Origin of the sequence: Leptospira noumeaensis (genome assembly GCF_004770765.1) — a bacterium.
Taxonomy (GTDB): domain Bacteria; phylum Spirochaetota; class Leptospiria; order Leptospirales; family Leptospiraceae; genus Leptospira_A; species Leptospira_A noumeaensis.
Window position 1 is genome coordinate 1,005,974 of sequence record NZ_RQFK01000026.1, and the last position, 26,376, is coordinate 1,032,349.

At 39.3% G+C, this 26,376-nt stretch carries 23 protein-coding genes; 16 read left to right on the top strand and 7 right to left on the bottom strand.

What is annotated here, in order from left to right; all coding sequences use genetic code 11:
* Positions 1-29: 29 nt before the first annotated feature.
* The 3 genes from EHQ24_RS12950 to EHQ24_RS12960 all read right to left on the bottom strand — a co-directional run bounded on the left by EHQ24_RS12950 (position 30) and on the right by EHQ24_RS12960 (position 5,377).
* A complete protein-coding gene (locus EHQ24_RS12950; RefSeq protein WP_135602002.1) occupies positions 30-2,114 on the bottom strand; it encodes a sensor domain-containing protein in 2,085 nt (694 codons plus the stop codon).
* Complete coding sequence (locus tag EHQ24_RS12955; protein ID WP_135602003.1) at positions 2,104-3,348, bottom strand: amidohydrolase family protein; 1,245 nt, start codon at positions 3,346-3,348, stop codon at positions 2,104-2,106. The genes EHQ24_RS12950 and EHQ24_RS12955 overlap by 11 nt, the downstream gene beginning before the upstream one ends.
* Positions 3,349-3,469: 121 nt before the next feature.
* Positions 3,470-5,377 carry a RecQ family ATP-dependent DNA helicase gene (locus tag EHQ24_RS12960; RefSeq protein WP_135602004.1) on the bottom strand — a complete coding sequence of 636 codons (1,908 nt, stop codon included), beginning with the start codon at positions 5,375-5,377 and terminating at the stop codon, positions 3,470-3,472.
* Positions 5,378-5,437: 60 nt separating this feature from the next.
* Here EHQ24_RS12960 and EHQ24_RS12965 point away from each other — a divergent pair, with 60 nt between their 5' ends.
* The 7 genes from EHQ24_RS12965 (at position 5,438) to ftsZ (ending at position 13,995) form a co-directional block, all read left to right on the top strand.
* Entirely contained in the window at positions 5,438-6,994 is a 1,557-nt protein-coding gene (locus EHQ24_RS12965; RefSeq protein WP_135602005.1) for an MBOAT family O-acyltransferase, read from the top strand.
* A complete protein-coding gene (locus EHQ24_RS12970; protein ID WP_135602006.1) occupies positions 6,984-8,261 on the top strand; it encodes a DUF1574 domain-containing protein in 1,278 nt (425 codons plus the stop codon). Before EHQ24_RS12965 ends, EHQ24_RS12970 begins: the two co-directional genes overlap by 11 nt.
* Positions 8,262-8,320: 59 nt before the next feature.
* Positions 8,321-10,027, top strand: a complete 1,707-nt coding sequence (locus tag EHQ24_RS12975; protein WP_135602007.1) for a caspase family protein — start codon at positions 8,321-8,323, stop codon at positions 10,025-10,027.
* 298 nt (positions 10,028-10,325) lie between these two features.
* On the top strand, positions 10,326-10,691 hold the full coding sequence (locus EHQ24_RS12980) for an LIC_10421 family protein (protein ID WP_135602008.1): 366 nt from the start codon (positions 10,326-10,328) through the stop codon (positions 10,689-10,691).
* Positions 10,692-10,819: 128 nt separating this feature from the next.
* Positions 10,820-11,551, top strand: coding sequence for a cell division protein FtsQ/DivIB (locus EHQ24_RS12985; RefSeq protein WP_135602009.1), 732 nt, complete (start codon positions 10,820-10,822; stop codon positions 11,549-11,551).
* 1 nt (position 11,552) lies between these two features.
* Entirely contained in the window at positions 11,553-12,791 is a 1,239-nt protein-coding gene (ftsA, locus tag EHQ24_RS12990) for a cell division protein FtsA (RefSeq protein WP_135602010.1), read from the top strand.
* Between the two features lie 10 nt (positions 12,792-12,801).
* The gene (gene ftsZ, locus EHQ24_RS12995; protein WP_135602011.1) at positions 12,802-13,995 is read left to right on the top strand and encodes a cell division protein FtsZ; all 1,194 of its coding nucleotides are present in this window, start codon (positions 12,802-12,804) and stop codon (positions 13,993-13,995) included.
* Positions 13,996-13,998: 3 nt separating this feature from the next.
* Here the strand turns inward: ftsZ and EHQ24_RS13000 are convergent, their stop codons facing one another.
* The 3 genes from EHQ24_RS13000 to EHQ24_RS13010 are packed head-to-tail and all read right to left on the bottom strand — an operon-like array spanning position 13,999 to position 16,794.
* On the bottom strand, positions 13,999-15,405 hold the full coding sequence (locus EHQ24_RS13000) for a COG3014 family protein (protein ID WP_135602012.1): 1,407 nt from the start codon (positions 15,403-15,405) through the stop codon (positions 13,999-14,001).
* Positions 15,406-15,421: 16 nt separating this feature from the next.
* The gene (locus EHQ24_RS13005) at positions 15,422-16,000 is read right to left on the bottom strand and encodes a penicillin-binding protein activator LpoB (RefSeq protein ID WP_135602013.1); all 579 of its coding nucleotides are present in this window, start codon (positions 15,998-16,000) and stop codon (positions 15,422-15,424) included.
* Positions 16,001-16,035: 35 nt separating this feature from the next.
* Positions 16,036-16,794, bottom strand: coding sequence for a hypothetical protein (locus EHQ24_RS13010; RefSeq protein ID WP_135602014.1), 759 nt, complete (start codon positions 16,792-16,794; stop codon positions 16,036-16,038).
* On the opposite strand from EHQ24_RS13010, the gene EHQ24_RS13015 reads away from it, so the two are divergent.
* From EHQ24_RS13015 to ispF, 3 genes are read left to right on the top strand one after another with little or no spacing between them, the layout of a single operon-like run.
* Positions 16,754-17,266: a hypothetical protein gene (locus EHQ24_RS13015; RefSeq protein ID WP_135602015.1), complete on the top strand. Its 513-nt coding sequence runs from the start codon at positions 16,754-16,756 to the stop codon at positions 17,264-17,266. The genes EHQ24_RS13010 and EHQ24_RS13015 overlap by 41 nt on opposite strands.
* A gap of 21 nt (positions 17,267-17,287) precedes the next feature.
* Entirely contained in the window at positions 17,288-18,274 is a 987-nt protein-coding gene (gene nadA, locus EHQ24_RS13020; RefSeq protein WP_135602016.1) for a quinolinate synthase NadA, read from the top strand.
* A gap of 5 nt (positions 18,275-18,279) precedes the next feature.
* Positions 18,280-18,774: a 2-C-methyl-D-erythritol 2,4-cyclodiphosphate synthase gene (gene ispF, locus EHQ24_RS13025; protein WP_135602017.1), complete on the top strand. Its 495-nt coding sequence runs from the start codon at positions 18,280-18,282 to the stop codon at positions 18,772-18,774.
* On the opposite strand, the gene EHQ24_RS13030 is transcribed toward ispF, so the two are convergent.
* Positions 18,771-19,223 (bottom strand): hypothetical protein, encoded by a 453-nt coding sequence (locus EHQ24_RS13030; RefSeq protein ID WP_135602018.1) that lies wholly within the window; start codon positions 19,221-19,223, stop codon positions 18,771-18,773. The genes ispF and EHQ24_RS13030 overlap by 4 nt on opposite strands.
* Before the next feature lie 137 nt (positions 19,224-19,360).
* On the opposite strand from EHQ24_RS13030, the gene EHQ24_RS13035 reads away from it, so the two are divergent.
* Genes EHQ24_RS13035 through EHQ24_RS13060 form a run of 6 tightly spaced genes read left to right on the top strand, consistent with a single transcriptional unit; the run spans position 19,361 to position 26,374 of the window.
* A complete protein-coding gene (locus EHQ24_RS13035; RefSeq protein ID WP_135602019.1) occupies positions 19,361-21,340 on the top strand; it encodes a SpoIIE family protein phosphatase in 1,980 nt (659 codons plus the stop codon).
* Entirely contained in the window at positions 21,333-22,379 is a 1,047-nt protein-coding gene (locus EHQ24_RS13040) for a carotenoid 1,2-hydratase (RefSeq protein ID WP_135602020.1), read from the top strand. The genes EHQ24_RS13035 and EHQ24_RS13040 overlap by 8 nt, the downstream gene beginning before the upstream one ends.
* Positions 22,380-22,382: 3 nt before the next feature.
* Positions 22,383-23,393: an ABC transporter permease subunit gene (locus EHQ24_RS13045; RefSeq protein WP_135602021.1), complete on the top strand. Its 1,011-nt coding sequence runs from the start codon at positions 22,383-22,385 to the stop codon at positions 23,391-23,393.
* Entirely contained in the window at positions 23,390-24,439 is a 1,050-nt protein-coding gene (locus EHQ24_RS13050; RefSeq protein ID WP_135602022.1) for an ABC transporter permease subunit, read from the top strand. The genes EHQ24_RS13045 and EHQ24_RS13050 overlap by 4 nt, the downstream gene beginning before the upstream one ends.
* Complete coding sequence (locus EHQ24_RS13055) at positions 24,436-25,425, top strand: ABC transporter ATP-binding protein (RefSeq protein ID WP_135602023.1); 990 nt, start codon at positions 24,436-24,438, stop codon at positions 25,423-25,425. Before EHQ24_RS13050 ends, EHQ24_RS13055 begins: the two co-directional genes overlap by 4 nt.
* Complete coding sequence (locus EHQ24_RS13060; protein ID WP_135602469.1) at positions 25,418-26,374, top strand: ABC transporter ATP-binding protein; 957 nt, start codon at positions 25,418-25,420, stop codon at positions 26,372-26,374. The genes EHQ24_RS13055 and EHQ24_RS13060 overlap by 8 nt, the downstream gene beginning before the upstream one ends.
* The last annotated feature ends 2 nt before the right edge of the window (positions 26,375-26,376 follow it).

A 26,376-nucleotide genomic window follows, 5' to 3' on the forward strand; every position in this document is an offset into this window, starting at 1 on the left:
TTGATAGAAACGGCGGGAAAGCGGTCGGGTCAATCCGAAATTCCAAGTTCTGTCTTCAGAAAATGAAGGCAATCCTCAGAAGTCATCGGTTTGGCAAAATAAAATCCCTGGATGAGATCCACCCCACTTTCAGCAAGTAATCTGACTTGTTCCTCGGTTTCTGCACCTTCGGCAACCACACTCAAACCAAGGTTATGTGCCAAGTTGGAAACAGCATGGATGATGGTTTTGGAATCTTTGTCGGAAGTGATTTCTGATACAAAAGATCGGTCAATTTTTAAGGAAGAAATGGGGAGTTTTTTCAAATATCCCAAACTACTGTATCCCGTTCCAAAATCATCAATGGCGATTTTAGCCCCGAGTTTTCGAATCTCTTGCATCGTACGAACGGCAGCATCAGCATTTTCCATTACCGAACTTTCTGTGAGTTCCACTTCCAAGTCATGTGGATCCACTTTAAAAAGTTTTAAGTTTTCCGCGATGGTAGAGATGAGTCTTTCGTGTTTGAACTGTTTGGTGGAGATATTCACCGCCATCGAAACATCACTAATCCCTTCATCTTTCCAAAACCTCATGGTTTGGATGGCTGATTTAATTACCCATTCTCCAATTGCCAAAATCATTCCTGTTTCTTCAGAGATAGGAATAAAAACATTCGGAGAGATAAGCCCACGTTCCGGATGACGCCAACGAATGAGAGCTTCTACACCCGTTGGTTTTTTTGTATAAAGATCGATTTTGGGTTGGTACATCAATGTGAATTGATTTTCGATGATGGCAATTCGCATTCGATTTTCGATTTCTAATCTTTCCGCAACGACGGTTTGTAGTTCTTCTGTAAAAAATACATAACAGTTTTTACCTTGGGATTTTGCCAAGTTGAGGGCACTGTCTGCATTTTTTAGAAGAGTGTTAGAATCTTTTCCGTCTGTTGGATAAAGTGCGATACCAATTGATATGTTAACAAAAATTCTTTCTCCATCGATGACAAATGGATGGGTCATCGCATCCAAGATAGATTCAGAAATGACGGCGGCATCACGTTCGTTCGAAAGATCGGGTAATACAACTGTAAACTCATCTCCACCTTGCCTACTGATCAAATCATACACACGGATACTTTCCCGGATTCGATAAGCAACGAGTTTGATGATTTTGTCACCGAAGTCGTGACCACGAGAATCATTAATGATTTTAAAATTATCTAAATCAATTGCAAGAACTCCGACAAGATTTCCATGCCTTCTTGCTTCTTCAAAAATGGGAAATAGTTTATCAATGAGAGAGTTTCGGTTGGGTAGGTTTGTGAGTTGGTCAAAAAATGCCATATAAGCAATTTTTTCTTCCGCGTGCCTTCTTTGTGTGATGTCGAGGAAGGCAACCGCGAGTCCAAAGTTTTCCATCGGGATTGGTGTGGCTAAAATATCAAACCAAGTGATTTTTTCTTCTTTGATTAGACCAATTTCCAAATTACGAATCACTTCTTTGTGGCGAAGGGCTCGCATAAGACTCGAATTTCTTGGATAAATTTTATTTCCATTCGGTTGGATGAGAGTATATTTACGAATGTTTAAAGTACGATTTAACAGTTCTCCATCTTGGATGTTGAAATAGGTTCTTGCTGTTTTATTGGTTTCAATAATTTTCCCTTTTTCGTCTGTGATGGCAATTCCCATCGGTAGGTTATCAAAGATAGATTTGTACTTTTGTTGTTGGAGGAGGAATTCAAACGATATGTCTTTTTGGATGGTGATATCACGATCAAAACCCAAAATGATTTTGGATTCACGTAGTGGAATGAGTAACCAAATGATCCACACTTCTTCTTTTGAGTTGGTGACCAAACGATTTTCGAAATTTACAATATGCGGATTTTCAGCTAGACTATCAAAGGTGTATTTTGTGTTCTCTTTGTCGTCTTCGTGAGCAAAGTCAACAATGGATTTGCCTACAATTTCTTTGGGTTCAAACTCCAAAAATCGAGCAAAACGTTCGGTAACCGATATAAAATTTCCTTCCCAATCTAAAACTTGAAAGCTATTCGGATATTCCGAAAGGAGAGACTTAACTGTGAGTCCAGAGAGAATTTTACTGCCTAATGGCTCATTTTGCATGTATTTCTTTGCCTAAAAAGTAAACGGCCTCAATGGATCCAGGAAAACTGAATCCTTCAAAGGGTGACCAGCCGGACTTACTTTTAACCATTGATTTTTTAAATTCAACTGGTTTTTTTAAATTTAAGACAGAAAAATTAGCCGCATAACCTTGATTAATGACCCCAACCCCTTTCCCAAATTGATTCGGTAAGTAAGGTGCTACAAACTCTCCTGGATTTTTGGAACATATTTTTGCTATGGTCTTCATCGGAATGTTTAATTTGAGTATCATATAGGTTACAAATAACCCATAGGTATCGAGTTGTGAAATTCCACTGGTTCCTTTTTGTTTTTCTTCAATGGAGTGGGGAGCATGATCTGTTGCTAAATAGTCAATATGTCCATCCAAAATCCCTCTCACCATTGCTTCGCGGTCTTCTTTGCCACGTAGTGGTGGATTCATTTGAAACCATTTGTGATTGGTTTCTGTTAACATATCTGTATCAAACATCAAATGAGTGGGTGTCACTTCACAAGTTACGTTCACTCCTCGTTTTTTAGCAGCGATGATTTTAGAAAGACCGTCTTTTGTCGAGTAGTGGCAAAGTTTACCTTTGAGGTTGTATTTTTCGATCAAATACAAAGCAAAATCAGTGGCAACAGTTTCTGCTTCTTTCGGACGTCTTGATTCATGAGTGGGTTGTGTTTGGTTGGCAATTAAAATCTCTGGATCTTCGCAGTGGAAACTAATGTCTTGGCCCACATAGTGTTTGATCACTTCTTCCAATGAAGCATTGTCATGAAAAAACAATTCTCCAATTGACGGGCCCATAAACACTTTATAAGGAACTTTTTTTGTTAGTGGTTTTGTATGAGGTCCAATCCCTGCATACAAGGTAATATGAATGGGAGCTTTCTTGGTGAGCGCTTGTTTTGCGGCATAGGATTCGTCATCAATGGGAGGAACTGGATTGTTTGGCATATCAGCCACATGGATCACACCACCGTTGATGGCAGCATTGCCGGCTGAGATAAAATCTTCTTTGTATGTATGTTTTCCACTCACATCTTCCCTTGCGTGGATGTGGATATCACCAAAACCAGGAAAAATCACTGAACCATCAGAAAACTGGCGGGCATCTGGATCGATCCCATCTTTCACATCTGTGATAAGCCCAGTATTCGAATCAAATTCGATTGTGCCCTCGAATTCCTTTTCGTGAGTGACGATCTTCCCTGCAATTTTTTCCATTTTGCCCCTATGAATCTGCAGATTCTAAGAGACATGGAAAGTTTCAAGGGAATTTACTTTGGATTTGAGAGTCTAGAACCCTGTTCGTAAGTTTCAAAGGTACGGAAAAAAAAATAATTCCTTAATCCCACTTGGATAAGATTTCGATAATATCTTTTCCAAATCGTTCTACTTTGGCAGGGCCCACACCTTTTGTGGCTTCTAGTTCCGAAAGATTTTTAGGTTTTCTTTCGGCGATTCGTTTGAGAACAGGATTTTGAAATACCATAAACTTTTTCCATTTGAGTTGTCTGGCCTTACGATCTCGGTAGTTTATGAGTTCTTTTAATATTTGTGAATGAAGAGTGGGTGGTTTTTTTAATTTTGATGGCGAAGAGTTCGTATCATCAGAGTTAGATGAGGAAATTTTTGATTTGGTTTTTGCAAAATTGGGTAAATATAATTTTGGGTATTTGGATCCGGCCACCAAAACTTTTTTATCTTCCACCCACGTTTCTAATTTTGCCACCACTGCTTCTTCGGGAATCCCATCCAACTTTCCATGAAAGGGATTTCTCTCCATTCGGTAGCGGAGTACATCTTTTGTACGTTTGCCTACAAGAGTTTTAGCGATGATGGTTTTTCCAAATACAGCCGGATGTTCTTTTAAAAAATTTTGAATGGTTTCTTCTTCCCAATCAGAAAGGGGATAATCTCTTTTTTCATTTTTCTTTTGAATTTTTGCCGCTTCCGATTTTAAAAAATGAGTACGATGGAGATTGGTTCCTGTCTCAGTGCAGATATCACAACTTCCACAAAGAGAAATGGATTCACCAAAATAAGAACAGAGTTGGACTTGCCTACATTCTTCTTTGTTTGCATATTCCTTAATATACTTAAGAAGAGTATCCCCACCTTTGAAATTGGTTTCTTTGGATAACATAAAGGCTTGTGTGGCCACATCACCCGATTTAAAAAACAAAACACATTCCGAATTTAGTCCGTCTCTTCCCGCACGGCCCGCTTCTTGGTAATAGGCTTCCAAAGAAGCAGGTACTTGGTAATGTACCACCAAACGAACATCAGGTTGGTCCATCCCCATTCCAAAGGCATTGGTGGCAACAAGGATGGGAACTTTTCCAGAAGAGTAGGCATTTTGTGTTCGTTCTCGAATCCCATCGGTTCTACCGGCATGGTACTTTCCAACAGAGAATCCAAAGTCTTTTAAAAGTTCATAAACCTCGTCTGTTTTTTTTCTTGTGGCACAATAAACAATGGCTCGACCCGGAAATTTTCTTCCATCTTTCCAAGGTTCTAATAGTTCGATCAATCGATCTGCTTTGTCCCTTTCGGCAGCCGGATATTCCACACTGAATTTTAAATTGGGTCTATAAAAAGTAGAAAGCACCACTTTGGGTGATTTCATTCCCAATGCTGCTTGAACATCGGATTGGACTTTGGTTGTGGCCGTGGCAGTTAGTGCAAGGATTGGAAAATTAGGACGAGGGTGGCGCTCCCGCAAAACATGGATTTGACGGTATTCGGGGCGAAAATCATGACCCCACTGCGAAACACAATGGGCTTCGTCCACAACCAGGGCAAACAAATCCAATTCCCGAAAGATATGTAAAAATCCATTCGAAAGGGCTCTCTCTGGTGAAACGAGTAGGACTCGGATTTCTCCTTTTACCGATTTGGCAAGGATCGTCATTTGTTCGACTTCGTCTTGGGTGGAATTACAAAACGCAGCAGGAATTCCTTTGGCAAGCAAACTCTCCGTTTGGTCTTTCATCAGAGCAATGAGAGGTGAGATAACTAACGTTAGTTTGTCTTTTTGGATGGTTGCGGGAAGTTGGTAGATGAGAGACTTTCCGGCCCCCGTAGGTAAAATGGCCAAGGTATCTTGTCCACTCAGGACGGAACGAATGGCCTCTTCTTGGCCCGGGCGAAATTCCGAAAAACCGAATTTGGTTTTGAGTTCCGAACGTAGATCCAAGGTAACTCTCACGATTTCTGTAAATCCGAAAGGGTCAACGATAAGATTCCCCATTTTACCCTCATTTTTTCAATTTTACAGAATCGAGTGATCCGGAAATTGTAACGAAGACCGATGCTTTTTAATACTTTTGTCTTTTTGTTATTCTTTCTGGTCGTGTATTCGGTCTTTTTGGGATTCGGATGGTTTGCCGGAAAACAGAAATGGGCCTACCGGGCACAAAACCTATGGTTACTCCTTGCATCCTATTTTTTTTACGGATGGTGGGAATGGTTTTTCCTAACCCTCATCCTCATTAGTACCATCATCGACTACTGTGCTGCGATCTTTATTGAGAATACGGAAAACCAAGTTCGTCGTCGTCTTTATCTATCAGTTTCGATTGTTGCCAACTTGGGCCTACTTTTTACAATGAAGTACTACGATTTTTTCGCAGTGAATCTCATTGATTCCTGGAACCAATTGTCCTTGTGGATGGGTTACACTGCCGTAACGGATTCCCATACGTATCTGTTAAGAAATATCATCTTACCAGTGGGAATTAGTTTTTATACCTTCCAAACCATGTCTTATACGATTGATGTGTTTCGCAGACAAATCAAAGCGGAACGTGACTTTTTTGATTTTGCTCTTTTTGTGAATTATTTCCCACAACTTGTGGCAGGTCCCATCGAACGGGCCGCGGACCTTCTTCCTCAATTGAAAAAACCAAAATTCCCTACTTGGGACGGAGTACAAAAAGGATTATATGATATCCTTCTTGGTTACTTTATGAAGGTCTTTGTTGCGGATAATTTATCCACATACGTAGACCAAGTTTTCCTAGCTGGTAAATCTCTTTATACACAAAATCCAGACATCATCCAAGCCATGGACGGATCCCAAGTTTTTGCTGGTGGATTTTTGTTTTTAACACAAATTTATTGTGACTTTGCTGGTTATTCTTTTATTGCTCTTGGAGTCTCAAGGCTTCTCGGTGTCACACTCACCGTTAATTTTGAAACCCCAGAATTTTCTAAAACACCAACAGAGTTTTGGAATCGTTGGCACGTAACGCTAAACAGGTGGTTCCGTGATTATATTTATATTTCACTTGGTGGGAGTAAATACGGAAAGTTTGCACAATACAGAAACTTATTCATTATCTTCTTTTTGTCGGGACTTTGGCATGGAGCCAATTGGACCTTTATCACTTGGGGTTGTTTACAAGGTGTCTATACAATCATTTACCTAGTTGCCTTTGCCAAAAAGAAAGAAGACAAATCAAGTGATTTGGAAATACCCACGCCGACTCTATGGGGAAAAATCCAAAGTATCCTTTCTGGAACTTTTTCTAGATTACTCATTTATACACTGGTTGTATTTAGTGCCGTTGGATTTCGTTCTTACGATGCCAGTATGATGTTTCTCTATATGAAAAAATTCTTAATGGTTTGGGATTGGGACTTAAATCCAAATAATAACGTTAAGGACATGTTGGGTCTTTTTGAAGAGTATTTTAAGATTTTTTTACCTCTCCTCATCATCGATGGAATCACCTATTTCAAAAAGGAAAGGTATTGGGTATTTTTATCTCATCCACTCATTCAAGTTTTTGTTTTGTTTTTTATGGGATTTCTCATCCTCACACGAGGAGTTTTTGGAAAGGAGGTAATCTACTTTGCGTTCTAAATTTTTAGGAATAGGGATTACCCTTTTATTGTTTTTAGTTTTGGAAATTGTGGTTCGGTTTACCGGAGTTCACTATCTGGAACAACCAGAGATCTTTTTTGTTAACTTAAAGAAAAAGTTCGTGGAATCTGGAACGGGTGATGCCGATATCATTGTGTTAGGTGATTCCAGGTCGATGGCCCTTGCGGGATATGCAAAACAATCGGGAATTGAATTTTCGGTTTATAACCATAGTTTACCTGCGATGGGGCCAAAATACTACCGTTTCTTTTTGGATAAATACTTACAAAAAGGAAATACAAAGCCAAAAATGGTTTTGTTTGCCGCATCACCTAAACTCTATTCGACGGGTTACGGCCCACCGCTGTATGATCCAGATGCAAAACAAGTTAAGGAAAACGAATCCGTTTCTACTTATTTGAACCGCAGGTGGAACGAAGGAATCGAAAAGAATTTTTTTCGAACTCCGGCACCAAGTAATATTGTGAGTTACAGTGGAAAACAAGAAGACTTCAACCAAATCCTTTGGGAATTTTTTGGTCATAGATACTTACACCAATTTACTTATTCTGAACTTTCCGAACAATATTCAGGTGTGGAAAGATTGTTCATTCTATCCAAAGCAGCACCTTTGTTATACGAATCTTACCGTTTCCACGGAGCCATTCGCAATGCACTCAGTGGATCCAATTGGAAAGTAGATAAAAATTACAAAGAAAGGTCTCTTTTCTGCGAATCATGTGAAAATATAGAAGCGGGCCTTTGTAAACCGTCTCCTTCCCAATTAGAGGACAATCTTACCATTGAAGACCAAATCACTCGTCATTTAGGAAAATACAATATCTCCAATCGATTGAAACCAGAACTTGTGATGTTTTCCAAACAACTGGTTCGTAAGGAATTGGAGGAAGAATTAAAAAATCCGATTCCTTATGTTTACACAAGTCCAGATTTTGTGGTACTCAAAGATTTAATCGAATACACTCGGGCAAGGGGCATTGGGTTTGGACTCGTTTATATGCCTTGGCTAAAGGAAAGGCAAAACACAAGGGAATCACAGGATTTACTTCGTGACCTAAAAGTTTTTTTCCGAGAGAATCCGGATGCAGGCCTTTTTTTCTTTCCTGATTCTTCTTACCCAAGCGAGAGATTTGTAGATAATATCCATTACGATTGCCAAGGGGAAAAACGGGTAAACGAAGAATTCCGTAATTTTGTAATCCCCCAAGTGTTTCGTTTTTTGCATTCCAAACAAAAATCCAATTGATTTCCGATTTCCGGTGATGGAGAATTAGGCACTCCATTCGGATAAGAGGAAACCCAATCATGTTTTCGTTTCGAAACATATTTGTTTGTATTCTAACGGCCTATCTCATCGGATTACCGGTGTTTGGGCAAAACCGTTATGCGTTGTTCATTGGAACCAACTACAAAGGAAACACCGCAAAAATCCCTGAGTTGAATCTCTGTGAAGCAGATGCCACTTTCTTAAAAGAAAAAATTCAAAAAAAAGGAAACTTCAAGGATATCAAAGTCCTGTTAGGTTCCATGGTCACTCGTGATAATGTCAAAAATGCCATCAGCCAATTGGGGAAAGTAGTCGGCAAAGAGGACTCAGTTTTTTTATACTTCTCCGGCCATGGAATGTATATGAAAGATGCGAAAGCAAAAAACGGAATGCGTAACTATCTCATTTGTTACGATCGCCCGCATATCTCCGATGAAGAGTTAAATGAATTTTTAACAGAAATCAAATCCCAAAAAACCGTACTTGTGATGGATTGTTGTTATTCCGGTGGGATTGCCAAAAAAGGGAAAAACACTCGTGGTGCCGCAGAAATCCCCATTGCCCAAGGGAACGATGGGGTAGTCCGCCAAAATGCTGAGGACTATTTTTTCCAAGACAAAGCTGTCATTTCTTCCTCTGACGATGACCAAACTTCCATCGAAGTGGGTGGAACCATCAATCATGGTATCTTTACTTATAACTTTGGAAATGCTCTGGAAAAAGGGGATTTAAACAAAGATAGCGTGGTGACTGCCCTTGAAGCCTTCTTTGTTGCCAAAGAAGATACTGTCAAAATGGCGCGCCAGTTCAACCACGAACAGACCCCGCAAGTTTCTGGGAATGCGGCAGGAATCTTTTTATCAGGATCTCCAAAACCACAAACCCCTCCGCCGAAACCACCCAATGTTGTGGTGAACGTTCCGATCACTCCGGTAGAAACCACCACTCCAAATACGAATACAACAACTCCTCCTGTGGCACCAGAGCCGGAACCAACTCCTGCCAACGATACAACAGTGGTCATTCCGCCCATTGTTGAGGTAGAACCGCCGGCACCGCCTTCTGTCACTACGGGAAGCATTCTCATTCGTACCTCCATCATCAAAGACAAGTCTTATGGGGGAGCGGCTACAAAATCTCCTTATGACCTCCTGAACAAACAGGGAAAACTAAAATCTTCCCCTGCTGAAGACAAAGTAAGGTCGATCAAGGTTCTTGTGGATGACCAGGAATACACTTCTCAAGTCACTACTGAGAAATCCAAAATCTGGGGATCTGTAACCAAAAACGGAACTCTCATTCAGGGAGATATCTACAATGTAAAAATAGACAATCTTCCTGCCGGAGTACACCAAATCGAAATCCGTGCAGACAAATACCCGATTTACAAAACAGCAACGGCAGTTCTCCCAAAACAGACTGTGACTGTAGATGCAGTAAATTCTATGGATGGATTTGGTGCGATTCGGGGCCGAGTGTTTTACAAAACCTTGGACAATCCGATTGAAAAACACCCCATCTACATGCCGACAGTGGTTTCCACAAACCAAATCTTCAAGGTCACCACAGACAAAGATGGATATTTTTGGTTCACCAACCTAAAACCGGGGAAATACGAAATCCGAGCTAGTTTCATGGAAGAAATGAAGTTAGAGAACTCAGAGATTCAGGTACAACCTGGGGAAGTGACCAATGTGGACATCATCCTCAATAAAAAATTGAGTTATACAAAGACCAAATACTGATCAAAAACCTCATCCCAAGTTTTTGATTTTTTACAAAACCCTCCTTCGCGGAGGGTTTTTTTATGCCCTAAGGTTTCCCAAAGTTCTCTTTTGTACCTGATTATAGGGCAAGATGATTAATTTTAATCTCGTTTTGATTAAAATTAATCCGGATTCTTCTTTTTTTCTTTTTTTGGGCTCCAAATGGGGAAATTTTCTATAATTTCCGATTGAATTTAATCCTAACGAGAAGAGTTTTAGAGTCATAGAATACAAATAGGGAATCGGAAAAAGAGGTTCCCACTCTAGAGAGGATCACATGAAAACAACAAAGATTATCGCAACAGGGATCTTGGCTTTCGGACTTGCAACAGCAAACCTTCAAGCTTTAGATACAAACGAAAGATTAGAGCTTTTGGAGACTGCTATGATTGAACAAGCAACCACTCCAGCGCAAAAATCTGCTGTTTCGGAATACCTAGCGAATATCGCAAAAGAAAAAGTGGAACTTGCTCAGTCACTTCGTGACAGAGCTGGATCTACTCGCGGTGGTAAAATTGTTAGCCAAATGAACGAGAAGAAAGAACTTCTTCGCCGTGCTGAGGCTCTCGAAAAAGAAGCACAAAAATACCGCACTGTCTCCATGGACCTAAGCCAAAAGTCCATGTTGGTAGCACAAAACTAATCAACCTCAAACACCCGTTTGAGATTTGTGAGAAAGGTCAGGTTCGCCTGACCTTTTTTTGTACCCTCTCAATTTCCTAGTTATATTAATGCTTTCCAAACAGCCTTACTATGTGACATAATCAATATATGGTTGACACTCCCCAAGAAATCAAAGAAAAACGATTTGGGCGCGTGGTTCCCATTCTGCTTGTTTTTTTGGGCCTTGTGGCTCTGGGACTGATCTTTCGCTGGGCTAAACCCGCGAAGCCAGTGGTTCGATTGGAATGGGAAGGGCTTGTGGTTCTTTCTCCCAATTTGATTCTCACGTTTCTAGATGTGGATCCAGAATCACCAAAGATAGGAGATTGGAAGGATTGGGAGAAAAAACTCGCAAACCATCCTAGGATTCGTAAGGTAAGAATCACAAGAGACCCTGATGGATTTTTAAATATCAATGTACAGGAGAAAGTCGCCGAATTTGTCATACATGTAGGAAGTTCCCTGTATGAAGTGAATGAAGATCTGGAGATACTTTCCAGAGATCGAGTGTTAGCTGATCATTTAATTGTGATTAGTGGGCAGTTCACCGTGGGGGAAAACAAACTAGAAGGCAGACAAATTTTTGATATCACCAAAGAAATGCGACAGGCTATCTCCTTATACCCAACACTTAAATCCAGAATTTCAGAACTTGTCGCTGAACGTGACGGCAATTTTACTATGTACCTAAAATCACCAAACTCTATAAAAGTTTATTTAGGTGATAAGTTAGAGTTAAATGTATTTCGCAAATTATATGCATCCTTGGCTTATATGGAAACTGAATCTGTAAAAGCAGTTTCTATTGATTTAAGAGGAGAGGACGCAATTTACCACTAATATGAGCTATGATGATGTACCTATCATAACGGCCTTGGATTTAGGATCCTCACTTGTAAAAGTTGTCATTGGACGACTTGTTGGGGATCATGAAATTGAAATTATTGGGACGGGAGTTTATCCTTCTGCTGGAATCAAAAATGGTTCCATTGTTAATATTGAAACCACTACCAAATCCATCATAGAAGCGTTTGGTGATGCAGAGCTAATGGCTGGCCAAGAAGTAAATGCCGTTGTGGTTAATGTTTCTGGAAAGTCAGTGTATGGATTCAATGAAAAAGGAATCATCGCTGTAACAAACAGAGAACGGATTGTTTCTGAAACCGATATCATGCGAGTTGTGGAAGCAGCCCAAGCAGTACATGTCCCTAACGACCAACAAGTCATCCATGTTCTCACAAAAGAATTCAAGGTGGACGACCAAGTTAATATCAAAGATCCCATTGGGATGACTGGGGTTCGTTTAGAGGCAGAAGTACATATTGTATCTTGTGGGAATACAGCTCTCAACAACATTGATCGTTGTGTGGAACAAGCAGGTCTTTTGCAAATGGATCGAGTGTTATCCAGTCTTGCTTCTTCAGAGGCCATCCTCACATCAGGTGAAAAAGATTTAGGAACTGCTGTCATTGATATTGGTGCCGGAATCTGTGATATCATTATCTATGTGGATGGGGGAATTGCTTTTTCCTCCGTAGTTCCCTTTGGTGGGTTTCATATCACTAGCGATATTTCCATTGGTTTAAAAACCACTGTGGAAACAGCTGAAGTCATCAAAAAACGTTATGGCCATACAAGAATCGATATGGTTGACCCTACGGAAAAATTTGAAATCCCTTCGATTTCAGGAAGGCCTGCACGTTCTGTCTTTCGCCAAGAACTCGTTGAAATTTTAGAGCCAAGGGTTCGCGAAATTTTAGAGATGATTGATCATGAACTCGTAAGGTCAGGATTTAAGTCTAGTTTGGCGGGAGGAGTGATCCTTACCGGCGGAACTTCGCTTTTACAAGGGATTGAAGCTACTGCCGAAGAAGTATTGCGCCTGTCAGTCGGTCGTGCGAAACCAGCAGGCCTTAGTGGACTTGTGGATAAAATTTCCTCACCTGAATATGCCACGGCTGTTGGTCTAATTAAATATAGTTCAAAAATACAAAATCTAGAACAAAGAAACATGCATTCCGGATCTGATTCAGACGGTTGGATGAAGAAGGTTCGTCGTTGGATGGAGAATAATCTCTAAGGATAAGTGAATGTTGTACCTAGAAGAAGAAAAAACAAGCCCAGCAATTATTAAAGTCATTGGAGTCGGTGGAGGCGGGATGAACGCCGTCACTCGAATGGTTCATTCTAAAATGACTGGTGTTGACTTTATTGTGATGAACACCGACGAACAAGTATTATTAAAATCTCCTGTAGAAGTAAAAATCCAGTTAGGTAACAAAGTAACCAGAGGGATGGGTGCCGGTGGTGATCCAGAACTCGGTGAAAAGGCAGCTATTGAAGACAAGGAACGAATTGTATCGGCATTGAAAGGGGCTGATATGGTGTTTGTCACTGCTGGGATGGGTGGCGGAACAGGAACCGGTGCGGCTCCTATCATTGCAGCCATTGCCAAAGAAATGAAATGTTTGGTTGTTGGTGTGGTAACAGTTCCATTTTCTTTTGAAGGAAAACGTAGAGCGGAACTTGCAAAACAAGGTATTGACCAACTCCGTGCAAACGTAGACACACTCATCACCATTCGTAACGATTCTATCTTCCAAGTGGTGGACAAAAATACTCCTGTGGATATGGCATTTCGAGTGATCGACGATATCTTGTTAAATGGTGTTCGTGGGATTAGTGATATCATTAACCATCCAGGGATCATCAATGTAGACTTTGCCGATGTAAAAACCATTATGAAGGATACTGGGGATGCAATTTTAGGAGTGGGTGAAGGAAGTGGAGAAACTCGTGTGAGTGAGGCTGTAGAACAAGCCATCAACAACACTCTCCTCGAAGATTCAAACATCCAAGGTGCCAAGTCTCTTCTTATCAATGTGACTGGGGGAAATGATCTTACCATCCATGAATGGAATGAAGTTTCTCAAATCATTACAGCACAGGCAGATCCCGATGCCAATATCATCATTGGACTGAATGAAGATGTTTCTCTCTCTGACCAAATTAGAGTGACTGTGATTGCGACTGGATTTAATAAAAAGGGAAAACAATACCAAAGAGAACAAAAGGTGGTAGGTTCGGAAGAATCCATTTCTCCTATGGTTTACATCCGAAAGTCGACGGAAGAAAAGGAATCTGGATTGGGAAGGGATGCAGATTCGGCCCGTTCTATTCGCCAAACGAACCGAGGATTTTCTTCACAAAAACAATCCTCCCCGTTTCAAAACTACGGAGAGGATTACGATATCCCTGCTTTTTTAAGAAGAAAGAACGATTAAAAATTAGTTCGAATAAGAACGAACAGAAACAAACAACGGTTTGTCGGCTTCGACAAGGAGTTTTTTCGGAGCCGCAGTGACTACTGATCCTGGAGATTCTACTTTAAAATCGTATTCTCCAGGAGCGAGAAGGATCCGTTTGACCTGGAAGTTGGCAGGAATGGTCCTCCAACAACGTAAGTCAGGAGCAATCGTCTGTGAAACAGCAAGTCCAGCAGCAGCACCGGCCGCCACTCGAATCAAACTAGATACCAAATCATTGTTTTTATTTTTCCCACCGGATTCAATGGCACGGGCCAAAGCTTCCGATGCAATGACTGCGGCCACTACCTTAACTGCCAAAGAAGTTAAGTTTTTTGTAATGAGTGCTTTGTAGTTCTCATTGAAATTGTTCATGGCTGTTTCAGAATAATTATTCATAATGTCTGAATAACCAACATCCACACCGTTGATGTAATACTTTTTAGGAAGGGAACCTTTTGGATCTCTTTCTTTGTAAACAGGAATAGGATTTTCTGCAACTGCTAACGCAGCAATGGCACCTTGAAGTGAAGCACCGGCTCCTTTGGCCATAAGTCCTTTTTCTACTGCACCACGAAGGACTGCCGCAAAGTATTCATCTTCGATGAGTTTTCCCCGAGACATTTTGATAGCAGATTTCCCTGCTTCATGGATGATGATGACCTCAGAAAGTTTTTGATTTTCTGGGGAAGTTCTTTGCATAGAACTATTGTAAGCCTGTAAACTAGAACGTCCAGCAGCGTATTTGTTTTGGTCGGAAGAATCCCCTTCTTTAGAAGCTAACAAATACCTATCGGCAATTAGGTTTTGGCTTTTTCCAATGAGTTGCTCCATGTTTTTGTATTGGACTCTAGCGTCATTGTAACGACCAAGACTTTCTGAAACATAAGCATCAATCAGACGAGCGGCATTGTTTTGGCGATACTCCGCCGCTAAAAAACGCATTTCCTTTAGTTCGAAGTCGAGCCTTCTGAAATAAATTTTTGCATTGTTTGTATCACCTTGGAGTAGGTAATTGTTAGCAATGTAAAACTTGATCATCACCCTTTCGAAATCTTCCCCGGTGTAATTGGATTCGTTATCCGATAGAATAAACGATAATCCAGACCGTGTCATACTGACTTTGATATTGTCTGCGATGTCTTCTGCTTCTTTGAAAACTTTGTTAGAGGTAACATAATCCCCTTTGGTATGAAAAATCATACCAGCTTCCATCAAAAACAAAAGTTTGTCCTTGTTAGACGAACCTTCGTAAAGTTCTCTAATTTTTGGAATGGCAGAATCATAGTTTTGCCCGTAGTATGCCGATTCGGTTGCTTGGATGATTTTGTTGTAATCACTGGCACAACCGAGAATGAAAAGAGAAAGAAAGAGAATCGTTTTTTTCATGGAGTGACGGAGAGGTTTACCAACTAACCCCTTTATTTCCTCGAACGGCGAGTTTACGATAAGAAACTTTTTCAGACCAAACAGCAATTGTAGTCTCAACTTCTACAAGTTCAATATTGATGGACTGTTCTACGATTTTTTCTCCATTAGAAGTAAACATGTTTTCATTGATTTCACATCGAACAAAGAAGTTTGGAGATTTTAATTTTCCGATAGAAAGTCTATTGGAAGTGAGTCCTGATAAACTGAACTGAATTTCATTGAGTGATTGTTCTCTTGTTTTTGTACGAACGGTATAAATTTTTCCTTTGATGAGTTTAGAAACAAAAGCATTGTCAAAAAGCTCTGTTTGGATTTGTTCGGAAGTATCGTTACGAGTAGGGAAGTGAGCAACGAAAACACCTTCTTCATGTGGGTTTTCTTTAAAATACTCACCAATTTGGCCCGCAAGTTTGTCGGCAGCTTTCACCAATTCCTGGCTTGTGAGCCCACCTGAGTCAGAGATATAATCATCAGCGTTGTCGAGTCGTTTGGGACTGCTACTGCATTGGAATAAGAATCCTACTAAGAGAAACGAGAAAAGAATTTGTTTCATAACCCCACTTATATGGGGGATACAACTGGGTCTTGTCAATTCCAAAAATCAGCTTTCAGTTCTTCCTGTTTTGCACTGCGATAGGAAGTTCTTTCTTCTTCGGACATTTCTAATAATTCCCTAGCATAGATCAGGTCTACCACTTTGCGGAAAAACATAGGGCTTTCCCAGGACCTAATTTCCCATTTTTCTTTTTGGTAGAGTTCCGCTTTTTTCTTTAGAAAAATTCTCTTTCGTTCTCTCGAATAACTGTAGGGATTTTTCTGAATGTAATCTTCTAAGAAGGAGAGTAGCCAAACAGGTGGAGTTGTGGGATGTTTTGGGAACAGGTGATCGCGGAGTACAACGGGGAAAATTTCTTCTGATAAACGATTCACGGCTGTTAGTTTTTCATAAGAGGAAAGATCGTCTCTACTTTCTACTTCCTTAGTTTTTTCCTTCCAATTCATAAAGGCAATATAAATGGCATAAAGGACATGGCCCCTTTCATCTGGATAGGTTTCGAGTAAAAATTCGTAAGTTTTGTCCCGATCCCCTTCCCAAAGGTAGGATTCCTTTCCGCGAAGGGTTTCTAAAAAATCACGTAAATCGGAAGGGTATCCCGGCCCTTGTAGAACCTCTGGGCGATTTTGTAACCTCTGCCAATAGACCTCGGAGCGGGAATCATACGAAGATTCTTTAGGATCCGGGTTCGTTTTTTTCTGAAAAAGGAAATAGACAAGACCACCCAAAAGGAGGGAAAGTAGAATCAGTATGAAAAGGAAGGTAGTAATTTTCTTTTTATTAGCAGGCATTGTCTTTACGGCGAATGGTTGTAAAAAAGAATCAGATGAGAATTCTGAAGCAGAATTACTTAGTTCGATTCTATCGCAAGAAAGCGCGGTCCAAGCCGCCTGTCAAAGATTTATTCTATCGGAATCAAGCTGTGTGGCCACCACCGATTCCAGTGCGACTGTTTGTACGGGACTGATTACGAAGTTAAAAGGAGAAATCCTTCCCCAAGAACTGAATACGGATGCCGTAACCATTTTATACTTTGATTGTTTTACAAAAACAAATTATGCTTATAACATTGCCAAGGCTTGTAACCAAAATTCTTTTAATTCAAACTCCGATTACAGAAGAGTCCAAAGGACAGGAACCTCTCAAGCAGAAATATCTTGGCGCGAAGCATTCAACAAATGTGGATCTTTGGAAAATGAAGTTCCACCATCTGATTCGGGAATTTCGGAAACAGGTACCATCCTTCGTTCCGATCCGTTTTAATATTCACTAAAGGAGTGTTATATGTCATTAGTTACTAAAGACCAGTTGGTTCAAAAGTTAAATCCTATTTATCTTCCGCATGAAATTGAAGAAAGGATCATTCCTTTAGCGGAAGAAATTAACCGCCTCAAAAAAGAAAAAAACGCAGTCATTCTTGGTCATAATTATATGACACCCGATGTATTTTGGGGTGTGTCTGATATTATTGGAGATTCATTGTATCTTTCCAAAATGGCAAAGGAAACCAAAGCCGATATGATCCTTTTTAATGGGGTTCATTTTATGGCTGAAACTGCCAAAATTTTATCTCCTGAAAAAAGAGTGTTAATTGCAGATATGAAAGCTGGTTGTTCTTTGGCTGAAGCCATCACAAGAGACGATGTCAAAGCACTCAAAAAAAAATACCCAGGTGTTCCCGTAGTTACGTATGTCAACTGTTCGGCGGAAGTAAAAGCAGAAACTGATGTATGTTGTACTTCTGCCAATGCTTTACAAATTGTAAACGCTGTGGAAGGGGATACTGTAATTTTTTTACCGGATGAATATTTGGCAGGGAATGTTCGTAATCATACAACAAAAACCATCATTTCTCATCCCGGTCGTTGTATGGTTCATGAAATGTACACACCTGAGGACATTAAGTCCGCAAAACGTTTGTTTTCTGGCGATTTGACTGTCATCACACATCCAGAATGCCACGAAGATGTTGTGAAAGAAGCTGATTTTTCTGGTTCTACTTCACAAATGGTGGATTTCATTCGCCAAAGTAAAACAAACAAAATTATGTTAGTGACAGAGTGTTCGATGGGAGACAACCTGCGAGCCGAGTTCCCGGAAAAAGAATTTGTCTCCACTTGTCAAACCTGTCCGCATATGAAAAAAATTACTTTGGAAAAAGTAAGAGACGCACTTCTCAAAGAACAATATGAAATCTTTTTGGATGAAGAAGTGATTCGTCTCGCACAAAAGTCTGTGAATCGAATGTTAGAATTGAGTTATAAAAAGTAGGAACTATGTTTAGAGTTGGAAACGGAATCGATTTTCATAAATTAATCCATGAACCTTTTCGGCCGCTCATACTTGCCGGTGTAGAGATAAAATCAGAATTTGCCTTTCTTGGCCATAGCGATGCTGATATCGTCTTACATGCAGTGGCAGATGCCATTCTTGGAGCTTTGGCTCTCGGTGACATTGGGGTTCATTTTCCAGATACAGATCCTCAGTATAAAAATATGAAGTCCACTCGTATCATTGATAAATGTTTAGAACTCATCGCAGAAAAAAAGTTCAAACTTGTGAATGTTGATTGTACTTATGTGGGGGATCATCCTAAAATCAATCCGATTCGTGCAGAACTGAACGAATCTTTGGCAAAAATCACCAAATTACCGTTAGACTGTGTTTCGATTAAGGCAACTACTTCGGAGGGGATGGGTTCTCTCGGTCGTAGTGAAGGTGCCATGGTGATGGCCACCGTTTTACTCGAAAGTACTAAGGCAAAATCTTAGAAGAGTTTTTGTTTTCCGTCCGCGATATGGTTTAAGTCCGCATCGCTAAAAAATAAAAATAAAAGTTTGGAAAGGGTATTGGGATTTGTTTCTGCTTCCCAAGTTCCATGAATACGAACACCGTTCTGGATGGTTTCTAGGCGGTAAGACTCTTTTAGAATTCGGTAATGTTTGAATCCTTCTGTTGCAATTTGAAATTCCGGTGATTGTGCGTTTGCTAAAGTAGTAGTGCTTTTTACTGTTTCTCCCATCACTTTAGATTCCCAGGTTTCACCCACCACAGGGGAACGAAAGGATTTGGGTTGGAAGGATTCGTAAAGAATCTTTTGCACTTGGTCTGGTTTGTTTGTCACATCCCAAGTTCGTTCCACCTTAGTTTCACTTTGACGGAAGATAACTACCGCAAAAACCAAAACAAAAACACCAAATACACGTAGATACCAAATCATATCTCCATTGAAAAATCTATTGCCTAGGGATCGATTGAAATTTATTTTTCTCCTACCGAAGGGAAACCTAGGTGAGGGAATAACCACTGCAATCAGGAAGAGAAATATCATCAAAACGTGTCTCAGGACTAGTGCAAGTGTACCTACGCGAAAATCATCTTTCGCGCCACAACAATCCATTTCCTGAAATTTTAGATGATACCGTTTACGTTCGGATCCTGAAAGATCCTAATTATTGGATCTCACAAGACTTAGAAGATAAAATCATTCAAATCATCGCCCAATCTTTGGACATTTCAGGAATTTTATACCACCTGGGAACAGAAAGCCTCATCACCAATGCGTATGATTTATTACCACTTGATGATTCAAGAATTGATTTAGAGGAAATGATCCAAAGGTTGCCCATTTTGATTGGTCGACTAACACGTGCAGTGTATTTAAACGTAAAACCTGTTGCGGATCATAAAGTTTTATTTATCTTCAAGTATTTACCGGAATACCAAGAGAAATGGTATGATGCTGTTTTTTTTCAAGGAATGTTAAACGGTTTAGCAGTTCTTTTCGAACTTAAAACGTTTACGATCCGAATGACAAAAACTCGACTTTTTGGAATCCACGTTTCACATAAAGAGTTAGGTGAAGACATTCAGTTTGGGGCCGATTCCAATGAATATGAATTGGAGTGGTTGGAAGACAAAATGTTTTTGTCTAGGTCTCGTTTGACTAAAGACGATGTATCAAACCGCCATCGGGTTATGGTGACTTCACGTTCGGATTCTCATTTAGAAGAAATTTCCATTGTCGATGTCAAGGATGTGGTAAGAAAGTCAAGAGAACTTGCCATTGAAAATAGGGATTTAGAAGCGGCAGTCGAAGTATTAAAATCTTTCAAACAAGAGTTAGAGAAAAAACAACTTTCCATGGCAAAAGACTTACGTCTGGCAAAAAACATTCAAAAAGGATTAATTCCAGAAATTATCCCTGATTGGAATGGAATTCAGTTTTGGACTGGGTTTACGCCGATGCAAGAAGTCAGTGGCGATTATTATGATTATTTTCCGTATAATATGGATAAGTTGGGAGTTGCTGTTTGTGACGTGTCTGGTCACGGGGTTCCTGCTGCCTTTATTACTGCACTTTCTAAGTTATTATTTTCAAATTATAAAAAACCAAAACCATCAGAAACATTCAAACTGATTAACCGAGAGTTGTTGGATTTAGTCAAACAACAAGGTTACACAACTTGTGTTTATGTTTTGATTCATGATGATTACAAAGTTTTGTATTCCGTTGCTGGACATCCAAGACCAATATTATTTCGCGCCAAAACAAACAAGGCAGAAATTTGTGAAGGAGATGGAACCTTTCTTGGAATGTTTCCGGATGCTGGTGAAACCTTTATGGATTTCCAAATCCAATTGGAACCAGGAGATAAATTATTTTTATACACAGATGGTCTGACAGAAGCAGAAAATGATAAAGGAGATGCTTTTGGAGAAACCAAACTCATTGAAATTATAGAATCTTGTAAAGAAAAATCAATCCAAGAAACAGTAGAGAACATTCTTAGCATCCACAAAGAATTTACCATGGGAACAGATCCGATGGACGATATTACGCTTCTTGGCCTTCAGTTATCTCCTCGGTTACCCGAATTCAAAACGATTAAATCAAAAGGTGATGCAGCCTATCAAAATAAACAATTTTCAGAAGCAGTTACTTTTTATGAAAAAGCGCATCAAATTTTGCCACGTGATTTAGACACACAACTTTTGTATGGAAAGGCTTTGGCTTATAGTCGAAGTTTTGAAAAGGCCATACAATTGTTAGAATCTTATAATAAATTCAAAACCAACCATTTTAAATCACATTCTGTTTTAGGTTATTGTTATTACCAAATGGAAATGTTTGAAAAAGCGGAACTCGAATGGAAAAAAGCACACTCCATAAGCGATGCAAATTTATCTAATTTATGTAACTTGGCTCAAGTTTATGCAAAGTTAAATGAAAAGAAAAAAATGAAAGATGTCATTCAAAAGATAAAATCAATTGAAAAGTCGTATCTCCACATCCTTCCACTTGAAAAAAAGTGGGAATCTTTGCCCGATGAATAAAATTAAAATCTTAGTTTTATCACTCTGTTTTTTTCATTTTAGTTTTCCTAAAGACCATAGTTTTCATTCTGATTATGGGTTGGAGTGGTGTTATTTTGTTGGATTTGTGGAATCAACTTCTGGAAATTCGTATGGTTATGAACTTTCTTTTTTCCGATTGAAATTTTCAGACGCGGAAGAATGGAATGCCGAACTTTTCCCTGTGCATTTTGCGATTTCTGATTTTTCTTCGAAAAAACATCATACATCTCAGACCATTAAACGAACCATAGGTGATCTTGCCGGTTATACGGACAAAACCATTTATAGTGGTGGATATCATTTAAAAATCATTTCAAAAGATAGGTTTCATATTTCTGCCGAATCAAAGTCAAAAGATTTAAGTTTGGACTTAGAATTAATTGGAAATGGAAAAATTCTTGTCCATGGCAAAGAGGGATTATCCATCAAATCGAACCGAAATCCAAATATATTTTCGTATTACTACAGTTATCCGAGATTAAAAACTTTGGGAACACTCTCGGTCAATGGAAAAAAAGAAACCATTGTTTCTGGAAGTTCTTGGATGGACCACGAATGGAGCGAAAAAAATGCAAAATCCATTCCGAGCCTTGCCACGGGAAATACCAGTTGGGATTGGATTTGTTTATCCGATGATTTCGGCGGAGATTATGTTTTTTTCCGGTTTCGCGAATCGGAAACAGATCCTCCTGAAATATTTGGAACTTATCGCAATTCAGAAGGAAAAGTCACTTCCTGGACGGAACCAGGTCAGATCCAAATGGAGGCCATTGGAACCCAATGGAAAAGTTCCAAAACAAAAATTGAATACCCTTTACACTGGAAAATTCAATATCCCGGTGGCGAATGGATGGTTTCTCCCATTTTCAATGAACAAGAGTTTGATGGAACTAAATCTACTAGAACCATTTATTGGGAAGGTGGGGTGAGTGCAATGGATTCAATTCAAAAAAAGTCTGCCAAAGGATATTTAGAATTGAAAGGTTATAAAAAACCGAAAGAGTGGTGGGAGTTCTAAGACATGTGGAAATATTTTTTAAAACGGTTTTTGCTCATCTTTCCTACCCTACTTGGAATCACTTTCCTTGTTTTTTTAATTTCCCATTTTGCTCCTGGGGGTCCACTCAATAGCGAAATTGCAAAATTAAAAGGTTCTGGGAATTTGGCTGGAGCTTCCACCAAACAAATTTCAAAGGAAGAAATTGAACTCATCAAACAAAGACTTCATTTGGACAAACCAGCACCTGTGGCCTATCTATTTTGGTTGAAACAAATTGTTCAATTTGATTTAGGTGAATCCCGTTTGCATTCCAGAAAAGTTTCTGATCTCATTGTAGAAAAACTTCCTGTTTCCCTTTTTTTTGGGCTTTCAGGATTCTTTTTAACTTATCTGATTTGTATTCCTTTGGGAATCCAAAAGGCCTTAAAAGAAGGCAGTCGGTTTGATTTCGTTTCTAGTTTCATCATCTTTTTTACTTATTCCCTTCCTGTTTTCGCCTTTGCCATGTTACTTTTGTATTTGTTTGCTTCGGGTGAAGTGTTTTCCTTTTTTCCCTTGGGGCACGAAGTATCAGATTTTTATGAAGACTTAAGTTTTTGGGGAAAAGTAAACGATAGACTTGCTCATATGTTTTTACCTGTGATCTGTTATGTGGTCGGAAGTTTTGCTGTCCTTACCTTACTCATGAAAAATAGCCTACTCGATCAAATTGCAAAGGAATATGTTCGCACTGCTGTTTCCAAAGGACTTAGTTTTTCTGATTCCATCTTTCGCCATGCTTTCCGCAATTCTCTCATTCCCATTGCCACAGGATTTGGAAGTAACTTAACATTGATATTCTCTGGATCTTTGTTCATTGAACTTGTTTTTAATATTGATGGAATGGGACTTCTTAGTTTTGAAGCCGTAAGAGAAAGAGATACAGATTTAATGATGGGTTTACTCCTTGCTCAGAGTTTTTTAGGACTCATTGGAAAAATTGTCTCTGATTTTTGTTATATACTCATTGACCCGAGGATTGATTTCGAATGAATTTTATCTCAAACCCGGCAAACATACGTAAGTGGGAAAAGTTTAAAAAAAACAAACGAGCTTACTACTCGATGTTAATTCTTTTTTATACTTATGTTTTATCTTTGTTTTCACCACTTCTTATCAATAACAAACCACTTTTTGTATTGTACGAAGGAAGTTTATCTTTTCCCATTTTTAGTTTTTATCCAGAAACAAAATTCGGAGGAAATAACCTTACCGAACCCAATTATAAAAAACTAAATTTAGAATCTAGGTTTTCTGAATCTTCAAATCTTATGGTTTTTCCTCCGATTCCTTTTGGAGTGAATGAAGACAATTTGGAAAGTTTGGAAGAAGGAACAAACCCACCTTCCAAACCAACCATCAGTCATTGGATGGGAACAGATGATCGTGGTCGGGATGTATTCACTCGTATTATTTATGGATATAGGCTTGCGATGACCTTTAGTTTGATCTTGATTGTTGTAGAGATTTTCCTTGCTTCTTTTATCGGAGGGATCCAAGGATATTTTGTCGGGCGACTCGATTTGTTTTTACAACGAATCATAGAAATCCTTTCTGCGATTCCCTTCCTCTATCTCATTTTAATCATGGGTTCTTTTTTTGGACGCGGATTTTTTGTATTAATTGTTACTTATGGATCACTCAGTTGGATTGGACTTAGTTATTATATGCGTGGGGAATTTTTAAAACTCCGCAAACAACAGTTTGTCGATGCAGCAAAAACACTAGGTGCCTCTTCACTATCCATCATCATGCGCCATTTATTACCCAATTCAATTACACCGCTTGTGACTTTTTTACCGTTTATATTAATCTCTGCGATTTCTGTTTTGTCGGCACTTGACTTTTTGGGTTATGGAATTCCTGCTCCCAATCCTTCTTGGGGAGAACTCATTGGACAAGGAAGAGAAAGACTCACGGCATGGTGGCTCATTACTTTTCCATCCGTCGCGTTGTTTCTTACCATTTTGTTTTCGGCTTTTGTGGGAGAAGGATTACGTGATGCATTTGATCCTAAGGATAAGGTGGTTTACGAATGACAAGTAACTCAAAAGCCATCGAAGTTCAGGATCTATCCATCCAAATCAAAACCGATGATGGAATTTTATCTATTGTCGATAAGGTAAGTTTTTATTTATCGAAAGGGGAGACATTGGCTCTCGTCGGTGAATCAGGTTGTGGAAAATCGATTACCAGTTTGGCATTAACACAAATTTTACCTTCGAACACTACTTTGTATCCAACCGGATCCATTTTGTTTGAAGGTGACGATTTACTAAAAACTTCCTCAGACCATTTAAGATCTGTTCGTGGGCGAAAAATTTCTTATGTATTCCAGGAACCATTTTCTGCTCTTAACCCACTCCATAAAATTGGCGTCCAACTTACGGAAGGTTTTTTGTTACATGGTCTTGGTTCCAAAGAAGAAGCAGAAAAAAAGGCAATTTATCTCCTAGAAAGAGTGGGGATTACTGACGCCAAACTCAGATTAAACCAGTACCCCAATCAATTTTCCGGTGGTATGTTACAAAGAGTTTGTATTGCTATGGCTCTTATGTGTGATCCCAAAATTTTAATCGCAGATGAACCAACAAGTGCCATCGATGTCACCATCCAATTACAATTAATCGAACTTCTAAAAGAACTACGTAAAGAAAATGGAATGTCGGTGCTTTTTATTTCGCATGATATTGGACTTGTGAGCAATATTGCCGATCGAATTGTCGTCATGTACGCAGGGAAAATGATCGAACAAGGAACTGTAAACGAGGTGATTGATACTCCCAAACATCCATATACTAAGGCTCTCATTGCTGCGTATCCAAATCATGAAAATATTGGTAAAAAATTAGTCACAATAGAAGGAATTGTTCCTTCACCAAAATCCTATCCTACAGGTTGTCGTTTCCACACTCGTTGCAGCGAAAAACTAGAAGTTTGTCATCGATCTCTTCCCATTGGAATTCCTATTTCTGGAAACCAATCCGTAGAATGTTTTTTATATGGAGGAAAAGAAAGTGCTTAATGTAAAAGACTTAGTTGTTTCTTATAAACAAAACCAATCTCTTTCTTTTTCTTCGAAACGACTTGTGGCTGTTGACGGAGTTAGTTTTTCCATTCCGCAAGGAAAAATTTTAGGTCTTGTCGGTGAGTCTGGTTGTGGGAAATCTACAATTGGTCGTGCGATTCTTTCTTTATTACCTTTTGATTCTGGTTCCATCCAATTTGAATCTAAGGAAATCAAAAACATTCCTAAAGAAGAAGAAAAGGCTCTCAAAAGAAAGATCCAAGTTGTATTCCAAGATCCATATTCTTCGTTAAACCCGCGTTTTACGATTGAAGAAATTGTCACAGAAGGTTTACAGATTCATTTTCCCAATCTAAGTGCCGCTGAAAAAAAAGAAAAAGCGATCAAAGCACTTTCGGAAGTCAATTTACCTTCTGATATTTTACATCGGTATCCGCATGAATTCAGTGGTGGACAAAGGCAAAGGATTGCCATTGCCCGGGCATTAATTCTAGAACCTAGTCTTGTTGTTTGCGATGAAGCCGTTTCTGCTTTGGACATTTCCACGCAAGCACAAGTCATCAATAATATTTTGTTGTTACGTGAGAAGTACGGACTATCTTATTTGTTTATATCACATGACTTGAATATAGTAAAACACGTGTCGGATCGAATTGCTGTCATGTATTTAGGACAAATTGTCGAAGAATGTAGCCGTGATGAGATTAGCAAAACACCATTACATCCTTATACAAAAGCATTATTCTCTGCCAGCTTTGATTTAAAGGATAGAACCAAAAATTCCCAACCATTAACGGGGGAAATTCCTAGTTTGATGAACAAACCCACTGGTTGCCGGTTCCATACAAGATGTCCCATTGCAAAAGATATTTGTAAAACGAAAGAACCTGTGGAATCATATCCTACACCAACAAGAAAGGTGAAATGTCACTTCCCTTTAAATTAGAA

Bases quoted from the DNA above. Each gene is read 5' to 3' on its own strand.
- EHQ24_RS12950 (WP_135602002.1), bottom strand. From the start codon at position 2,114: ATGCAAAATGAGCCATTAGGCAGTAAAATTCTCTCTGGACTCACAGTT.
- EHQ24_RS12955 (WP_135602003.1), bottom strand. From the start codon at position 3,348: ATGGAAAAAATTGCAGGGAAGATCGTCACTCACGAAAAGGAATTCGAG.
- EHQ24_RS12960 (WP_135602004.1), bottom strand. From the start codon at position 5,377: ATGGGGAATCTTATCGTTGACCCTTTCGGATTTACAGAAATCGTGAGA.
- EHQ24_RS12965 (WP_135602005.1), top strand. From the start codon at position 5,438: ATGCTTTTTAATACTTTTGTCTTTTTGTTATTCTTTCTGGTCGTGTAT.
- EHQ24_RS12975 (WP_135602007.1), top strand. From the start codon at position 8,321: ATGTTTTCGTTTCGAAACATATTTGTTTGTATTCTAACGGCCTATCTC.
- EHQ24_RS12980 (WP_135602008.1), top strand. From the start codon at position 10,326: ATGAAAACAACAAAGATTATCGCAACAGGGATCTTGGCTTTCGGACTT.
- EHQ24_RS12985 (WP_135602009.1), top strand. From the start codon at position 10,820: ATGGTTGACACTCCCCAAGAAATCAAAGAAAAACGATTTGGGCGCGTG.
- ftsA (WP_135602010.1), top strand. From the start codon at position 11,553: ATGAGCTATGATGATGTACCTATCATAACGGCCTTGGATTTAGGATCC.
- ftsZ (WP_135602011.1), top strand. From the start codon at position 12,802: ATGTTGTACCTAGAAGAAGAAAAAACAAGCCCAGCAATTATTAAAGTC.
- EHQ24_RS13000 (WP_135602012.1), bottom strand. From the start codon at position 15,405: ATGAAAAAAACGATTCTCTTTCTTTCTCTTTTCATTCTCGGTTGTGCC.
- EHQ24_RS13005 (WP_135602013.1), bottom strand. From the start codon at position 16,000: ATGAAACAAATTCTTTTCTCGTTTCTCTTAGTAGGATTCTTATTCCAA.
- EHQ24_RS13015 (WP_135602015.1), top strand. From the start codon at position 16,754: ATGAAAAGGAAGGTAGTAATTTTCTTTTTATTAGCAGGCATTGTCTTT.
- EHQ24_RS13010 (WP_135602014.1), bottom strand. From the start codon at position 16,794: ATGCCTGCTAATAAAAAGAAAATTACTACCTTCCTTTTCATACTGATT.
- nadA (WP_135602016.1), top strand. From the start codon at position 17,288: ATGTCATTAGTTACTAAAGACCAGTTGGTTCAAAAGTTAAATCCTATT.
- ispF (WP_135602017.1), top strand. From the start codon at position 18,280: ATGTTTAGAGTTGGAAACGGAATCGATTTTCATAAATTAATCCATGAA.
- EHQ24_RS13030 (WP_135602018.1), bottom strand. From the start codon at position 19,223: ATGATTTGGTATCTACGTGTATTTGGTGTTTTTGTTTTGGTTTTTGCG.
- EHQ24_RS13040 (WP_135602020.1), top strand. From the start codon at position 21,333: ATGAATAAAATTAAAATCTTAGTTTTATCACTCTGTTTTTTTCATTTT.
- EHQ24_RS13045 (WP_135602021.1), top strand. From the start codon at position 22,383: ATGTGGAAATATTTTTTAAAACGGTTTTTGCTCATCTTTCCTACCCTA.
- EHQ24_RS13050 (WP_135602022.1), top strand. From the start codon at position 23,390: ATGAATTTTATCTCAAACCCGGCAAACATACGTAAGTGGGAAAAGTTT.
- EHQ24_RS13055 (WP_135602023.1), top strand. From the start codon at position 24,436: ATGACAAGTAACTCAAAAGCCATCGAAGTTCAGGATCTATCCATCCAA.